Origin of the sequence: Bradyrhizobium sp. McL0616 (assembly GCF_049993385.1) — a bacterium.
Taxonomy (GTDB): domain Bacteria; phylum Pseudomonadota; class Alphaproteobacteria; order Rhizobiales; family Xanthobacteraceae; genus Bradyrhizobium.
In genome coordinates this window covers 4,567,664-4,582,755 of record NZ_CP188255.1, presented here as the reverse complement: position 1 = coordinate 4,582,755, position 15,092 = coordinate 4,567,664, and the positions used below count along the sequence as shown (strand labels likewise).

At 64.7% G+C, this 15,092-nt stretch carries 11 protein-coding genes; 2 read left to right on the top strand and 9 right to left on the bottom strand.

All coding sequences use genetic code 11. The features are described from left to right. The first annotated feature begins 460 nt into the window (after nucleotides 1-460). Nucleotides 461-2,707 carry a TOMM precursor leader peptide-binding protein gene (locus tag ACPPVR_RS22240; protein WP_426608727.1) on the top strand — a complete coding sequence of 749 codons (2,247 nt, stop codon included), beginning with the start codon at nucleotides 461-463 and terminating at the stop codon, nucleotides 2,705-2,707. Between the two features lie 95 nt (nucleotides 2,708-2,802). Next, nucleotides 2,803-4,179: a SagB/ThcOx family dehydrogenase gene (locus ACPPVR_RS22235; protein ID WP_426616157.1), complete on the top strand. Its 1,377-nt coding sequence runs from the start codon at nucleotides 2,803-2,805 to the stop codon at nucleotides 4,177-4,179. Between the two features lie 56 nt (nucleotides 4,180-4,235). On the opposite strand, the gene ACPPVR_RS22230 is transcribed toward ACPPVR_RS22235, so the two are convergent. The 9 genes from ACPPVR_RS22230 to pncA all read right to left on the bottom strand — a co-directional run bounded on the left by ACPPVR_RS22230 (nucleotide 4,236) and on the right by pncA (nucleotide 14,888). Then, nucleotides 4,236-5,096, bottom strand: coding sequence for an ABC transporter permease (locus ACPPVR_RS22230; protein WP_426608726.1), 861 nt, complete (start codon nucleotides 5,094-5,096; stop codon nucleotides 4,236-4,238). Then, the gene (locus tag ACPPVR_RS22225; RefSeq protein ID WP_426608725.1) at nucleotides 5,093-6,022 is read right to left on the bottom strand and encodes an ABC transporter permease; all 930 of its coding nucleotides are present in this window, start codon (nucleotides 6,020-6,022) and stop codon (nucleotides 5,093-5,095) included. Before ACPPVR_RS22225 ends, ACPPVR_RS22230 begins: the two co-directional genes overlap by 4 nt. Beyond that, the gene (locus ACPPVR_RS22220) at nucleotides 6,022-7,014 is read right to left on the bottom strand and encodes an ABC transporter ATP-binding protein (protein ID WP_426608724.1); all 993 of its coding nucleotides are present in this window, start codon (nucleotides 7,012-7,014) and stop codon (nucleotides 6,022-6,024) included. The genes ACPPVR_RS22225 and ACPPVR_RS22220 overlap by 1 nt, the downstream gene beginning before the upstream one ends. Further along, a complete protein-coding gene (locus tag ACPPVR_RS22215) occupies nucleotides 7,011-7,994 on the bottom strand; it encodes an ABC transporter ATP-binding protein (RefSeq protein WP_426608723.1) in 984 nt (327 codons plus the stop codon). The genes ACPPVR_RS22220 and ACPPVR_RS22215 overlap by 4 nt, the downstream gene beginning before the upstream one ends. Before the next feature lie 3 nt (nucleotides 7,995-7,997). Further along, nucleotides 7,998-9,635: an ABC transporter substrate-binding protein gene (locus ACPPVR_RS22210; RefSeq protein WP_426608722.1), complete on the bottom strand. Its 1,638-nt coding sequence runs from the start codon at nucleotides 9,633-9,635 to the stop codon at nucleotides 7,998-8,000. Nucleotides 9,636-9,665: 30 nt separating this feature from the next. Next, the gene (locus ACPPVR_RS22205) at nucleotides 9,666-10,481 is read right to left on the bottom strand and encodes a sugar phosphate isomerase/epimerase family protein (RefSeq protein ID WP_426608721.1); all 816 of its coding nucleotides are present in this window, start codon (nucleotides 10,479-10,481) and stop codon (nucleotides 9,666-9,668) included. 446 nt (nucleotides 10,482-10,927) lie between these two features. Beyond that, entirely contained in the window at nucleotides 10,928-12,961 is a 2,034-nt protein-coding gene (locus ACPPVR_RS22200) for an NAD(+) synthase (protein ID WP_426608720.1), read from the bottom strand. Nucleotides 12,962-13,117: 156 nt separating this feature from the next. Continuing rightward, nucleotides 13,118-14,233 carry an alpha/beta fold hydrolase gene (locus ACPPVR_RS22195; protein WP_426608719.1) on the bottom strand — a complete coding sequence of 372 codons (1,116 nt, stop codon included), beginning with the start codon at nucleotides 14,231-14,233 and terminating at the stop codon, nucleotides 13,118-13,120. 16 nt (nucleotides 14,234-14,249) lie between these two features. Beyond that, entirely contained in the window at nucleotides 14,250-14,888 is a 639-nt protein-coding gene (gene pncA / locus ACPPVR_RS22190) for a bifunctional nicotinamidase/pyrazinamidase (RefSeq protein WP_426608718.1), read from the bottom strand. Nucleotides 14,889-15,092: the final 204 nt, after the last annotated feature.

Here is a 15,092-nt window from a genome sequence, read left to right as displayed (position 1 = left end):
GGGAAGCGCATTGGCATCCGCCGTGCCGACCCCCGACGTACAAAAATTGCCGAACTTTGGACTGGGTCAGGCCATCACCTTCGGTGAAGAGGAAATGGCCGACGTCAGTCTCGCCACGTTCCATCTCTTCGACAAGGAAGATGTGGCTGGCCGCGTGCAGGTCGCCTGGCGCGGATGCGGCGGTTGTCGCGGATGCGGAGGCTGTCGCGGATGCCGGGGCTGCCGATGTGGCGTCGGTTGCCGATGTGCAGGTTGCGCCGTCGGCTGTGCCGTTGGTGTCGTGGGATGCGCCGTATCATGCGCGGGTTGCTGCGCATCGTGGGGCCGTTGCCGCTGGTGCTAAGCCGCGGCGCGTTCCGAATGGTTTGTCCACAAACCGATATATCATTGGCCGGCTCCGAGAAAAGGGTCCGGCCAATTGCTTTGTTTCGCACGGCAACCGGATCAGCGTGCTAACTCAATGACTGCCAATCGCAAGACCCGCGTTGCGCGGCCAACCCGCAAAGACATTCTCCGATTTGCTCCGAACTTCACCGCCTACGTCCTGCCTCCCGATGCGGTTTGCCTCTATTCCGAGGATCGCAAGTTCTTCCTGCACGGCGAACTTTACTGCGCCCTCGCCTCCGCGATCGGGCAACATGGCAAAGCCAGGCCGGAGATCGTTCGCCAGCTTTCGAAGCGCTTCCCGGCCGACAAGATCGAGGAAGCCGTCAAGCGCCTGCTTGATCGCCGCTATGTCGTCGCACGAACGTCGCAAGCATTCGACGAGGCCGTCGGCGGTTTCTGGGCGGGCCTCGGCCTGTCTCCCGAGGTCGCCGAACAAAATCTTCGCACCTGCTCCGTGCAGATCGAGTCGATCGACGTCAAAGGTGCCAGGGAGCTGACCGCAGCCCTGAGTAAGCTCGGCGTTCAAATCGCCAAGCGCTCGCCGAAGCTCACGATCACGCTGGTGAACGATTATCTTGATTGGCGGCTCGGCGAACTGAACCAGGAGCGCGTGGCCGGCAAGACGCCATGGCTGCTGGTACAGCCGTCCGGCGCATTTCCGCTGGTTGGGCCCGTGTTCAAACCGGGCGAGAGCGCCTGCTGGACCTGCCTGTTCGATCGCATGATCCGCAACCGGGAGATCAAGGGGTTTCTTGACCGGGGAGCGGCGCGTGCGGTCGCCGTATCGCCACTCGTCAGCGAAAGCGTCGGACAGACCGCAATCCATTTCGCAGCCGTCGAGATCGCCAAGGCAATCGCCTCGGGCTTTCGCACTGATCTGCACGATCACGTCGCAAGCTTCGACCTGGCCGGCGCTGTCATCGCCAAGCACTATGTCGCACGACGCCCGCAATGTCCGACGTGCGGCAGCAAGAAGCTGAACAACCCGCGCCGATCTCCGACCTCGGTCGAGATCGCCGAAGGCAAGAAGCTCGTCATGACCAGCGGTGGATATCGCACCGTGACGTCGCGGGCGACGGTATCGCGCTTCCGCAAGCATGTGAGCCCGCTGACAGGCGTGGTGAGCAGGCTCGAGCGGATCGACGCCGATCTGCCGATGAACACCAATTACTTCGCCCAGCACAACTTCTCCGCGCCGGCCCACAGCATCGACCAGCTCAGGTCCGGATTGAGCGGTGGCAGTTTTGGCAAGGGCTCGACCGCTGAGCAGGGCGAGGCCAGCGCGCTGATGGAGTCGATCGAGCGCTATTCGGGCATTTTCCAGGGCGATGAAATCAGGACGACGCGCCGCTTTGGCGATTTCGCGCCTGGTGAAGCGCTTCTTCCTAACGATATCCAGCTCTTCAGCGAAACGCAGTTCAAGCACAGGTTTCTCCAGCAGCCGGACGACTCCCATCCGGTTCCGGAGCCGTTCGATGCCTCGGCGAAGACCGAGTGGTCGCCGGTCACATCGCTGCGCGACAAGCGTTTCAATTATCTGCCCACCGGCCTCCTGTATTTCTTCTATGGTGGCTTCCATACGGATTCCAACGGCTGCGCGGCCGGCAACACCCGCGATGAAGCCATCGTTCAGGGCTTCCTCGAACTGATCGAGCGCGATGCTTACGCGATCTGGTGGTACAACCGGCTGCAGCGCGCCGAGGTCGACCTCGGGCAATTCGATGATTTCTATGTCCGGGACCTCCAGACTCAATTTGCGGTAGCCGGGCGCAAGCTGTGGGTGCTCGACGTCACCACCGATCTCGGCATTCCGACTTATGTGGCGATCATGCACTGGATGCAGAATGGACACGAGAATATCGAGTTCGGTTCCGGCGCGCATTTCGACCGCCGCATAGCCCTGCTGCGCTCCCTCACCGAACTGACCCAGTTCATGTCCGTCAGCATGATGGGCGGCGCAAGCGGCGAGAAGCCGAGCCTTGACGGTGTCACGCCGCTGCGCCTGGAAAATTACCCGTTCCTGATACCGAGCGACCGTCCGATCGTCCCCCCGGCGCCGAGCCTCGAGCTTCACGATAATACGCGTGACCAGGTCATTGCCTGCGTCGAGATCGCCGCCCGTGCAGGCTACGATTTCCTCGTGCTTGACCAGACCCGGCCCGACGTCGAGGTTCCCGTCGTCAGGGTGCTCGTTCCGGGCTTGCGTCATTTCTATCGCCGCTTCGCGCCCGGCCGCCTTTACGACGTGCCGGTGAAGCTTGGATTGCTGGACCGGGCGCGGCTGGAAAGCGAACTAACCTCGTTCCTTCCGCACACCTGAAGGGCTGCTCTTTCGTGCGCGCTCCCCGGAAAAAGCCGACCAGGAAGATCGTGCCAGACATTGCCGCCCGATTGAGCCATCGTTTCTCCCTTCAGATGCAGATGGACGGAAACATCGCCGCCTCTCTGGGCGACTATTCCATCAACCTCGGACAATTCAGCGCGGCCGCGATGGAACGCGCGCGGCATCTGAGCACGGGCCTTCCGCTTGGATCCTTCGCAGGCAGGAGCATCCTCGCCAGGGAAGTCGACGCCCTGGCGCATCGGTTGGCCCGGCATGGGCTTCTGGAATACCGCCTCTCCTCCTCGCGTGACGAGCAGGACCTCGTCGTCATCGAACCCCAAGTTGCTGAATACTGGCCGCGACGTGCGAAGCTCGGCACCCGTGATACCGTTGTGTTGTCTCGTTTTGCCTATCTGCGCCGTCGCGGCAATGAGATGGTGCTGGAATCGCCACGCGCGGGCGCGCTGTTCCGGATTGGCGATCCCGCCATCGCCGCGACCCTTGCTGTGCTGTCTCAGCCTCGGAAGGTCAACAATCTCAAGCTGCGGGCTGCGTCCTCTACGCTCTATCTGCTCGAACTGTTGCTGGACAGCCAGATCCTGCTCAAGCTCAATACGAAAGACGGAGACGGCCTCCGGGTGAATGAAGGCGACGGCAATCTCGTTCTCTGGGATTTCCATGATCTGGTGTTTCACACGCGGAGTACGGAGGGCCGGCAGGCCAATCCGGTCGGCGCCGCCTTCACCTATGCGAGCGTCGTTCCGCCGCCGCCCGCGGTGCGTCCGCCCTGGCCTGGCAGCAAGATCGACCTGCGTAAATTCCCGTCCTCCGAACCGAACTCCCCCTTCCCGAAATTGTTGCGCGAACGCCATTCGACGCGGGATTTCGACGACAAGAATCCGGTCACGCTCGGCGAACTCGCGCTGTTTCTCGACACCACCGCGCGCGTCATGTCCGAATGGAAGAGCGGCCCGTATTTTGACGGCGGTTCCGAGGTCAACTACAGCACGCGGCCTTATCCGGCGGCGGGCAGCGCCTACGAGCTGGAATTGTACCTGACGGTCTCGTGCTGCGAAGGGCTTGCGCGCGGTCTCTACCACTACGATGCAGGGAGCCACACGCTGGTCGCGATCAACGCCTCCACTCAACAACTCCAGGCGCACGCGTCGGCAGCCCAGTTTGCCATGGATGCGGCTGGTCAGCCGCAAATCCTGATCACGATCGCCGCGCGCTTTGGCCGGATCTCCTGGAAATATAGCGCAATCGCATATTCGTTGATCCTGAAGGATGTCGGCAGCCTGATCCAGACATTCTACCTGGCTGCGACCGATATGGGCCTCGGCGGCTGCGCTATTGGCAGCACCAACATCGATCTTTTCGCGAAGATGACGGAGCTGGAATTCCATGTGGAGGGCCCGGTCGGTCAATTTGCGCTCGGGCGCGGCAGGAAGCCGGAGATCCGAGGCTAGTCAAAGGCTCGTAGCCGCTCCCCGACTGCAAATCAGTGCGCGTCAGGCCGGTCGCCTTATTGAAGGGTCGGATCGAGCCGGTCGCGCAGCCAGTCGCCGATCACGGAGACTGCCAGCGTGGTGACCACGATGGCGGTGGCCGGGGCCAGCATGATCCAGGGCGCCCGGGTCAGGTATTCGCGGCCGTAGCCGACCATGTTGCCGAGGCTGGTCATCGGCGGCTGCACGCCGAGGCCGAGGAAGGACAGGCCTGACTCCATCAGGATCACCTCGGGGAAGACCAGCGTGGTCGAGACGATCAGGGTCGAGGCGATGTTGGGCAGGATGTGCCGGAGATAGATCCGGGCCGGCGTCGCGCCGAGCTGGCGGACTGCGGCCGCGTAGCCTTGGGCATTGGCGGAGATGGCAAGGCCGCGCGCGATGCGGGCATAGCGCTCCCAGCCGAACAGCCCCATCAGGCCGATCAGCAGCGGCAGCGAACTGCCGAAGAAGGCCAGCACCGCCAGCGCCATGATCAGGAACGGCATGCTGGCCTGGAAATCGGACAGCATCAACACGAACTGCTCAACGACCCCGCGAAAATGCGCGGCGAGGAAGCCGAGCGTGGTGCCGACGATTGCCGAAATCGCGGTTGCGCCGAACGCGATCAGCAGCGAGATGCGGATCGAGACGAGCAGCCGCGACAGCACGTCGCGGCCAAGCTCGTCGGTGCCGAGCCAATGCGCGACATTGCCGGGCGCCGAGAGGCGGTTGCGCAGATCGAGCTGGGTGTAGCCATAGGGCGCGATCTTCTCGGCGAAGGTGGCGATCACCAGCATCGCGATGATCCAGGCGACCGCGATGGCGACCGACACCGGGATCGTGGGAAGGTTGATGCGGCGGCGGACGGCCGTATCCTTCAACGTCGCGTCGGTCATGCGTGCGCTCCTTTGGCGCGCAGCCGCGGATCGAGGAATCCGTAGAGGAAGTCGACGATCAGGTTGGACGTCACCATGGTCAGCGCGACCAGCAGCAGGATGCATTGCACGACGGCAAGGTCGCGGTTGGCGACGGCAACGACGAGCAGGCGCCCTACTCCGGGCCACGAAAACACGCTTTCGACCACGACCGCACCCGCGATCAACGTGCCCACCATGAAGCCCAGAATGGTGACGGTCGGGATCGCCCCGTTTGGCAACGCGTGCGAAATCACGACTCTGTGCCAGGGCACACCCTTCGCCGACGCCGTGCGGATATAGGGCTGGCCCAGCACTTCAAGCATCGCGCTGCGCGTGAAGCGCGCCAGCACGGCCGCACCACCAAGGCTCAGCGTCGCGATCGGCAGGATGGCGTGGCGCCAGCTGTCCTGTCCGCCCGAGGGCAGCCAGCCGAGTTGCACGGCGAAGACGAGAACCAGCAGCAGCGCGAGCACAAAGCTCGGCACCGTGAATCCGGCCACCGCCGTCAGCATCACGGCCCGGTCGATCGCGGAGCCGCGATGAAGGGCAGCGTAGATGCCGGCGGGAATGCCGAGCGCGACCTTGAATGCAAACGCCGGCAGCGTCAGCGCCAGTGTCGCCGGGATCCGCTCCAGCACGAGCTCAATCGCGGGTCGCCCATCACGCATGGAACGGCCGAGCTCGCCCTTGGCGATCGCGCCGAAGTAATCGAGATACTGGAACCAGATGGGATCATCGAGGCCCCAGGCCTTGCGGAATGCGGCGATGACCTCGGGCGGCGCCTCCGGTCCCAGGATCATCAGCGCGGGATCGCCTGACAGGCGCAGCACGATGAAGGCGAAGGTGACGACGAGCACGATCGTCAGAGCTGCGCGTCCAATGCGAATGGCGAAATAGCGCCCCATCACGCCGCGTCCCGCGTCTCGGCCTGCGGCCCCGTCACGAGATGGCAGGCAACCTGCCGGTCGCCGCCGACAGCGGACAGCGTCGGCACCTCGCTCGCACAGCGCGCAATCGCGCGCGGGCAGCGCGGATGGAAAGCACAGCCTTGGGGCCGCGCCGCCGGGTTCGGCGGATCGCCCGACAGCACTATGCGGCCGGCGCTGCGGCGGCCCGGCGCGGGTGAGGCCGAAACCAGCGCCTGGGTGTACGGGTGTTCCGGCCGCGCAAAGAGATCGTCGGCGCTGCCGATCTCGACGATGCGGCCGAGATACATCACCGCGACGATATTGCTGATCTGCCTGATAACGCGCAGATCGTGGCTGATGAACAGCAGCGTCAGCGACAGCTGCGACTGGAGATCCGCGAGCAGGTTGACCACCTGCGCCTGGATCGAGACGTCGAGGGCGCTGACCGGCTCGTCGCAGACCAGGAAATCGGGCTTTGTCGCCAGCGCCCGCGCCAGCACGACGCGTTGGCGCTGACCACCGGACAGCGCGCCCGGATAGCGCGCACCGTGGGACGGGGTCAGCTCGACAGCGCGCAGCAATTCGCGGACGCGCTCCTCGCGCTCAACAGGCGTGCCGAGACCGTGAATGTCGAGGGGCTCGCGGATTTGGGTCGCGACCGGCAAACGCCGATCCAGCGCGCCCAGCGGGTCCTGAAAGATCATCTGCATGCGCGCCCGCTGCGCGCGCCACGGAAGCGTCCCAGGCGCGGCCATCAGCTTGCCGTCGAACCGCACCACGCCGCGATCCGGCGGCTCGAGGCCGAGCACGATGCGGCCCGTGGTCGATTTGCCTGAACCTGACTCGCCGACGAGGCCCAGCGTTTCGCCTTTGGGAATCGTGAGAGAAACGCCATCGACCGCGTGGACGGCCGTGCTTCGGCCGAACATTCCAGAGCGCGTGCTGTAGCAGCGCGAGATCGAGGACACCTCGACGAGCGGAGCGCTCATTCGGCGGCGATCCCGAGCAATGCGCGGCGCGACGCCTCGGCGCGAATGCAGGCAACCGAGCGGTCTTCCGCAATCGGTGCCAGACTCGGCGTCGCAAGGCCGCATGGCTCGGCCGCGAGCGCGCAGCGTGGCGCAAAGGCACATCCGCCCGGCATGCTCGCGGGATCGGGCACGGTCCCGGGAATCGCGGTGAGGCGGCGACGCGGTCCATCGAGCGGCGGCAGTGCGTCGATCAGGCCTTGCGCATAGGGGTGCACGGGATCGGCGAAGATCTGGTTGGCCGGCGCCTCTTCGACGATGCGGCCGGCATACATGACGGCGACGCGGTCACAGTTTTCCGCGACCACGCCGAGATCATGGCTGATCAGCACCATGGCCATGCCAATCTCGCGGCGGATCGACGACAGCAGCTCCAAAATCTGCGCCTGGATGGTGGCATCGAGCGCCGTGGTCGGCTCGTCCGCGATCAGCAGATCGGGATTTCCGGCAAGCGCCATCGCGATCATGATGCGCTGGACCTGGCCGCCGGAGAATTCGTGCGGATAGGCGGAGAGCCGCCGCGCCGCATCGGGAATGCCGACGAGATCGAGCAGCCGCCGGGCTTCCGCCTTCATCGCCTGGCCCGAGAGATCGCGATGCAGCGCCAGCGCTTCACAGAGCTGCCTGCGGATGGTCAGCACAGGGTTGAGCGCGCTCGCCGGGTCCTGGAAAATCATGGCAACCCGCCCGCCCCGCACCCGGTCAAGCTCGGCGGCAGGCGCGCCAAGAATCTCGCGCCCGTCGAGACGAACGGAGCCAGCGATCTGCGCGTGCCGCGGCAAGAGCCCCAGCGCGGCAAGCCAAGTGACTGACTTGCCCGATCCGGACTCGCCGACGAGGCCGAGGGCCTCGCCCTTCTGCAAGGCGAGATCGACGCCGCGCAGCACTGGCACGCCGTTGAAGGCGACGCTCAGGCCTGCGATGCTGACCAGCGGCGCCACGGATCAGACCTCGAAATTGCCAGCGCGGAAATCCATCGCGAAGGCCGGCGACGCCTTCCATTTGATCGATTTCGGCTTGGCCGTGAAGGTCGCGTTCTGGTGCAGCACCGTGTAGGCGGGGTCCTCGCGCTCGGCGATCTCCAGCATGCGGTGGAACGCCTTCTTGCGCGCCGCGCGATCGATCGAGGTCTCCAGAAACTCCGACAGCGTGTTCAGCTCGGCATTGGTCCACTCGCCGATCTGCTGCTGCTGGCCGTTCGGTCCATGCTGGGCAACCAGCGACGAGACGGGATCGTTGAAGGCGGCCGAGTTCGACCAGTCGCGCACGGCGCGGGTCGGCGCACGCTCCATGATCTGCGACCAGTTCTCCTTGGTCTCGATCTCCACGTTGAGGCCGACCGATTTCCACATCTCGACCAGGACCTGCGCGGTCGCGACCTGGTTGGTGTAGTAATTGTTGAGCAGGCGGTACGGAATCGGATCGCCCTTGTAGTTGGCCTGCTTCAACAGGTCCTGCGCAAGTTTCGGATCGTAAGCCGGCACGCTCCAGTCGGCGTTGAACGTGTCGCCATAGAACTCCCATTGCAGGCCCTTCGGCACGCGGGTGCGGCCGGCCCACAGGCTGTCGACGATCGCCTGGCGGTCGATCGCATGGGTGAAGGCGCGCCGCACCAGCGGATTGGCGAGCTGGGCGTGGTTCTTGTCGAACACGGTCAGGCGGTGATTGAGGATGGTGCCGCCCTGCACTTCGAACGCCGAATTCTTCTCGATACCGGCGATCTGGTCCGGCGGGATGTCACATGCGAACTGGTACTCGCCCGAGAGCAGCCCGTTGATGCGGCTCGCGACCTCCGGCACTTCGAGGAAGCGGATGCGCTTGAGCGGCGGACGGCCGCCCCAATATTCGTCATGCGCTTCCAGCGTCAACGACACGTCGGGCTTGAGCTCGACGACCTTGTATGGTCCGGTCGTGATTGGCTTGCGCGCCCAGTCGAGATAGCTCGCGGATTCGGCCCAGGCGCGGCGGTTGGCGATATCCGAGCCGTAGCGCGACAGCCGGCCTTCGATCGTGACGTCCGGCGTCGCATTGTAGAAACGCACCGTGTACTTGTCGACGGCGTCGACGCGGACGAGGTCCGGCCAGATGCGGCGGGCAACGGCAGGGACGTCCGGCGGCAATTCCTTGCCCGGCCGCGGCAACGGAATCTTCTCGAAGGCCTGGATGGTGCTGCGGCTCTTGGCCTCGGTCTCGCCGAACATGCGCTCACGGCTGAAGGTGAAGACGACGTCCTCTGCCGTCAGCTCGTCGCCGTTGTGGAACTTCACGCCCTGGCGCAGCTTCACCTCGACGGTCTGGTCATCGATGCGGCGCCACTCGGTGGCAAGGCCCGGCACGGCTTCCAGGCTGCCGCGCCAGTTCTTCGAGATCAGGCCTTCCCAGATCGAGGAGAAGAACACGCGCTCGCCGACATTGGACTGCTCACGCAGCACGTCGAGCACGTTCGAGTTGGTGACCTTCTGCACGGCGATGGTCACCGACGGACGGTTGTCGGCCTGCCCGATCGCAAAGCGCGGCAGCAGAAGCGTGCCCGCGGCCGCGCCGCCGGATTTCAGGATGGTGCGACGGGTGAATTTGCTCATGGCGGTGCCCCTGCCCTCTGGTGATGTCGGCTATTCGGCGAGACCGAGCGCAGCGAGATGCGCAGCGCCCTTGCGGACGTCGTCGTGATTGCGGAGCTCGAGGATCAGCCGCGGGTTCGAATTCAGCCGGCCGAGGGCACGGAATACGGCGGCCCAGGGGATGTTGCCTTCGCCCGGCGCCCAGTGCCGGTCGGCGAAACCGTCGGTGTCCTGGATGTGCACATGCGTCAACATGTCACCGGCGGTCTCGACGTAGTAATCGACCGGCGGTGCGCCCGTCGAACCGTGCGCGTAATTGGCGTGCCCGGTGTCAAGGGAGACGCGGACCTTGGCGCTTTCGAGCGCCTTGGCGAGGCGCACGCGGTCGCGCGGATCCCTGTCCTCGATATTTTCGATGACGATCTCGCAGCCGATGTTTTCGGCGCGCGCGATCACCTCGGCGAGCGTCGCCTTCACGCGTTCGACGAGATTGCCGCGGCTGTCCGGATAGAGATCGAGATTGTTGTGGTCCCAGGTCGTGAACGGAGAATGGATCACCATCTGCGTCGCGCCAAGGAATTCAGCGGCATCAAGGCCCTGAAGCAGGCGTTTCGTCACCACCTGGCGGATCATCGGATCCTGGCTGTCGATCTTGAAACCCCAGAACGGGCCGTGGATGCCAAGGCGTCCGGTATGGCCTGAAAGCATCTGCTTGATGTCGCCGGCCGCGCTTCGCCAGTCGCCGTCGAGCAGATCCGCGCGAAAAAAATCCTGGATTTCGAGATCGCGCTGCCGTTCGAGCAGCCAGTCGCGGTGGGCGGGGATCGATTTGATGGACAGTGCGGCGCCCAACACCGGCTTCGACATGGCTTGCTCCTTGGCCGTCAACGATGACAGAGGCAGCGCTAGACCAGTTCAATGACAGGCCCGTGAAATGCAGGTTCCGCAGATGTGGACATCCTGTCGATCACTTGCATCGATTTCGGGCAGCCGCGAGCGCAGCGGGTGCAGGCACATGCATCAGCGCGCAGAATCAAGCGCGTTCGAGTCCGTAGTGATCCGGAATGGAATCCTATTCAGATGTCGCGTACATCGCGGACATCGATCGGCGGCCTTTCAAGGGCATCACCTTCTGATCGCGCACCACGGGGTTGGGGGACCACTTGGGGCGGTGGGATCAAAGGCTGGGGCAAGGTTACGAGGTCCGGACTCCTAGGCACTCCGGACCTCGTGCTTTCCAGGATTGAGCGTGATTTCGCGCCGCCGGCTACATGGGCCGCGCGGCGCGAAGTCGTTTGGCCTGTCCTCTTCGATCAGTTCGGCACGTTCCGCTCGAGATCCTCAAGCCAGGCCGCAGCGCTCGAATCCGATGGCGCGCGCCAGTCTCCGCGCGGCGACAATGAGCCACCAGCCGAGACCTTGGGCCCGTTCGGCATCGCCGAGCGCTTGAACTGGCTGAAGGCGAAGAAGCGGCGCAGGAACACCTCGAGCCAGCGTCGTATCTCGGGAAGATCGTAAGCCTTGCGTTTATCGCTCGGGAACGCCGGTGGCCATTCGCCCTTGGCGACGTCCTTCCACGCCTGCAGCGCCATAAAGGCGATCTTGGACGGCCGCATGCCGAAGCGCAGCGTGTAGAACAGGTTGAAGTCCTGGAGCTCGTAAGGCCCGACGGACGCTTCCGTGCTCTGCGGCTTCTCGCCGGGCTTGACCGGAACCAGCTCCGGCGAGATTTCGGCCGACAGGATCGAGGCAAGCGTCCTGTTGACGTCGCCGCTGAACTGCTTTGAAGCGATCACCCAGCGGATCAGATGCTGGATCAGCGTCTTCGGCACGCCGGCATTGACATTGTAATGCGCCATTTGATCGCCGACGCCATAGGTGCACCAGCCGAGCGCCAGCTCAGAAAGATCGCCGGTGCCGATCACGATGCCGCCATGGTGATTGGCGAGCCGGAACAGATAGTCCGTGCGCAGACCCGCCTGCACGTTCTCGAAGGTGATGTCGTAGACCTTCTCGCCCTTGCCAAAGGGATGCCCGATATCCTTCAGCATTTGCGTCGCCGTGGTGCGGATGTCGAGTTCCTGCCAATTCGTCTGCAACGACTTCATCAGCGCAAACGCATTGGCCTTGCTCTCGCTGCCGGTGGCAAAGCCCGGCATGGTGTAGGCGAGGATGTTTTCGCGCGGCAGCCCGAGCAGATCAACCGCCTTGGCGGCGACGATCAGCGCGTGGGTGGAATCGAGCCCGCCCGACACGCCGATGACGACACGCTTGGTGCCGGTGGCGCGCATGCGCTGCACCAGGCCAGCGACCTGGATGTTGTAGGCCTCGTAGCAATCCTGCTCGAGCAGGCTCTCGTCGCTCGGCACGAACGGGAAGCGCTCGATCTTCCGCAGGAAGCCGATATCGGTGGCGGGCGGCTTCAGTGCAAACGTCACCTTGCGGAAAAACGCCTCGCGCTGTCGGCGGTTGTCGTCGAACGTGCCCATCAGCGCGCGTTCCTGCCGCAGCAGGTCGAGATCGACGTCGGCCAGCGTGATCTGGCCGTCCTGCCGGAACCGCTCGCCCTCGGCCAGCAGCACGCCGTTCTCGTAGATCGAGGTCTGGCCGTCCCAGGCGAGATCAGTGGTCGATTCCCCTGCCCCGGCGGCGGAATAGACGTACGCTGCGAGACAGCGCGCCGACGTCGATTGGCACAGCAGCGCGCGCGAGCGCGCCCGGCCGATCGTGATCGGGCTACCGGAGAGATTGATGAGCACGCTCGCGCCCGCGAGTGCCAGCTCGGAGGCCGGCGTCACCGGGATCCACATATCCTCGCAGATTTCGACGCCGATGGTGAGGCCGGGGACATCCTCGGCCGCGAACAGCAGGTCGACGCCGAAGGGAGCGCGCAGTGCGCCGATCACAATGGTCTCACCGAGCATGCCGGCGCCGGAGGCGAAATGGCGCCCTTCGTAGAACTCGCGATAGGTCGGCAAATAGGTCTTGGGCACGACGCCCAAAATGCCGCCGCGGTGAATGACGACGGCGCAATTGTAGATACGGGCCCCAAAGCGCAGCGGCGCGCCGACGATCAGCACGGTCATCAGCGCCGACGAGGCCTCGACGATCGCGGCCACCCCGCGCTCGACCGCATCGAGCAGCGGATCTTGCTTCACGAGGTCTTCGATCGCGTAGCCGGACAGGCACAGCTCCGGAAACACCGCGACCGCGACCGACTGCTCGTGGCAGGTTTTCGCCGCCGCCATAACCGCCTTCGCATTGGCCGAGGGATCGGCCACATGGGAGGTGGTGACGCAGGCCGCCACGCGCGCAAATCCGTGGGCGTAGACCGAGTGAAAACTCATCGAGCAAAGGACCCTTGATCGTGTCGGACCGGCAGTCGCCGGCTCTGGCCTCTATTTAACCCATCGACATGGCCCCGTGCAGGCCATCCGCCATCATGCATAACGGATTTGCAGCTTTGCCGGCCCCGTCACTTCGTCAAGTCAGGCTGGCCAAAGTCAGGCGCTGCGCGCCAGCACGCCGGAGAGGTCATCGCGCAGCCACTCGGCAATCCGGGGCCATGCCCGCGTGTGGGTTTGCGCCCCCATGAACAAGCCCAGATGGGTGCAGGGCTCGGAAGCTGCCGCGACGAAGGCCGGCGACGTGCCAAGGAGCTTGGCGGCGGCGAGCGCCTGCGCGGCGGGGACGACCTCGTCGTCGAGCCCGGCCAGCAGGAAGACGGGCGCCTTGACGTGCTTCAGATCAATAGCGCGCCCGAGTGCCGTGAAATTTCCGTTGGCGATCCGATTCTCCCGAAAGATCCAGTTGACGATCTGGAGATAGTACGAGCCCGGCAGGTTGAGCGTTTCGGTATTCCAGCGGTCGAAGCGCGCGAGGAGCGCCGCGCCCGCCTCGTCCGCGAGGTTCTTCTGCAACGCCACCGCGATGTCGTCGCGGCCTGGCGCTTTCGACCAGACCTGCAGCATCTCCTCGCCGCTGACATTGCCGCCGCCCCGTGCGACGAGTTGGTCGTAAACCATCTCGGGCGCGTTGCGGGCAAGCTGCGACAGCGCAGAGTCGATCGAGAGGTCGACCGGCGCACCCACCAGGACCAACCGCCGCACCTTGGCCGGAAAGCGCGCCGCGTAGAGCAGCGACAGCCAGCCGCCCTGACACAGACCGACCAGATCGACCGGCGCGCCGATTTCGTCGATGGCGACGTTGAGGTCGCCGAGATAGCTGTCGATCGAGAGATAGCGCATGTGGGGCGTGGCCGAGCGCCAGTCGGTGAGATAGACCCGGTCGATGCCGCCATTCTGCAGCGATTGCACCACGCTGTGGCCGGGCGCGAAGTCGGCAATCAGTGCGCGATGCAGCGCATAAGGTGCGCAGACCAGCGCCGGCTGGCCGGACCGGGTCCGCGAACAATCGCGCAGACGCATGGTGGCAAGCTCCAGCGCAACGAAATTGGGCGTGGTCCAGGGCAAACTGCTGTCGCCCTGCTCCGGCGGCCCGCGTTCCAGCCACCAGAAGCAGGCATCCATGGCGAGCCGTGCCGCTGCGAACGGCCACAGCAAGGGATCATCAGGAACATGCCCTGGTCCGCTAGGCTGCTTGCCGGTCTTTTCCGCCACGACTACCTCGCGCTTCTCACTGCAATGCCTCGAGGCTGACAACCGGAATGCCGAGCTCTCGAAAACTCTGATGGGTCGCTGCGACCGAGCCGTCGAGGTCGATGCCCCGGCAGGCGTCCTCGATGACGGCAACCTCGAACCCCGCCTTGCGAGCGTCCTCCGCGGAGAACCGCACACAAAAATCCAGCGCCAGGCCGGCGACGAAGACTGTCTTCAGCTCGCGTTCGCGCAGATAGCCGAGCAGGCCGGTTGGCGTCCTGTGGTCGTTCTCGAACAGCGCCGAATAGGAATCGATGCCGCGGCGAAAGCCCTTGCGCACCACCAGGTTCGCCCGGGTGACGTGCAGCTCCCGGTGGAATTCGGCGCCTGCCGTGCCCTGCACGCAGTGCGTCGGCCAAAGCACCTGGGTGCCGTAATCGAGCTCGATGGTCTGGAACGGCTGCCTGCCTGCATGGTTCGGCGCAAGGGAAACGTGGTCGCCCGGATGCCAGTCCTGCGTCAGCACCACATTGGCGAATTTTTGGGCGATACGGTTGATGACGGGCACGACTTTCTCGCCGCCGGGAACGGCGAGCGCGCCTCCCGTACAAAAGTCGTTCTGCACGTCGATGACCAGTAGCACGTCGCGGTCGGAAATCGTCATCGCAGGTCCCATTCCATCCGCCCGGCGCAACCGGCGCCGGCCGCTCTCTCAATGTCGATCTTCCCGGCCTGCTCCGCAACCACCGACATCCTGCAACGATGTCGCGCAAATCGCGCGCCCGTCGTCCCCGGCATGCAACGCTTTGGCGACGTCCGTGTTGACTAGCCGCATCGAAGGGCGGATTCTCTGATATTCGCGATGCGCGGATCGGTTCGA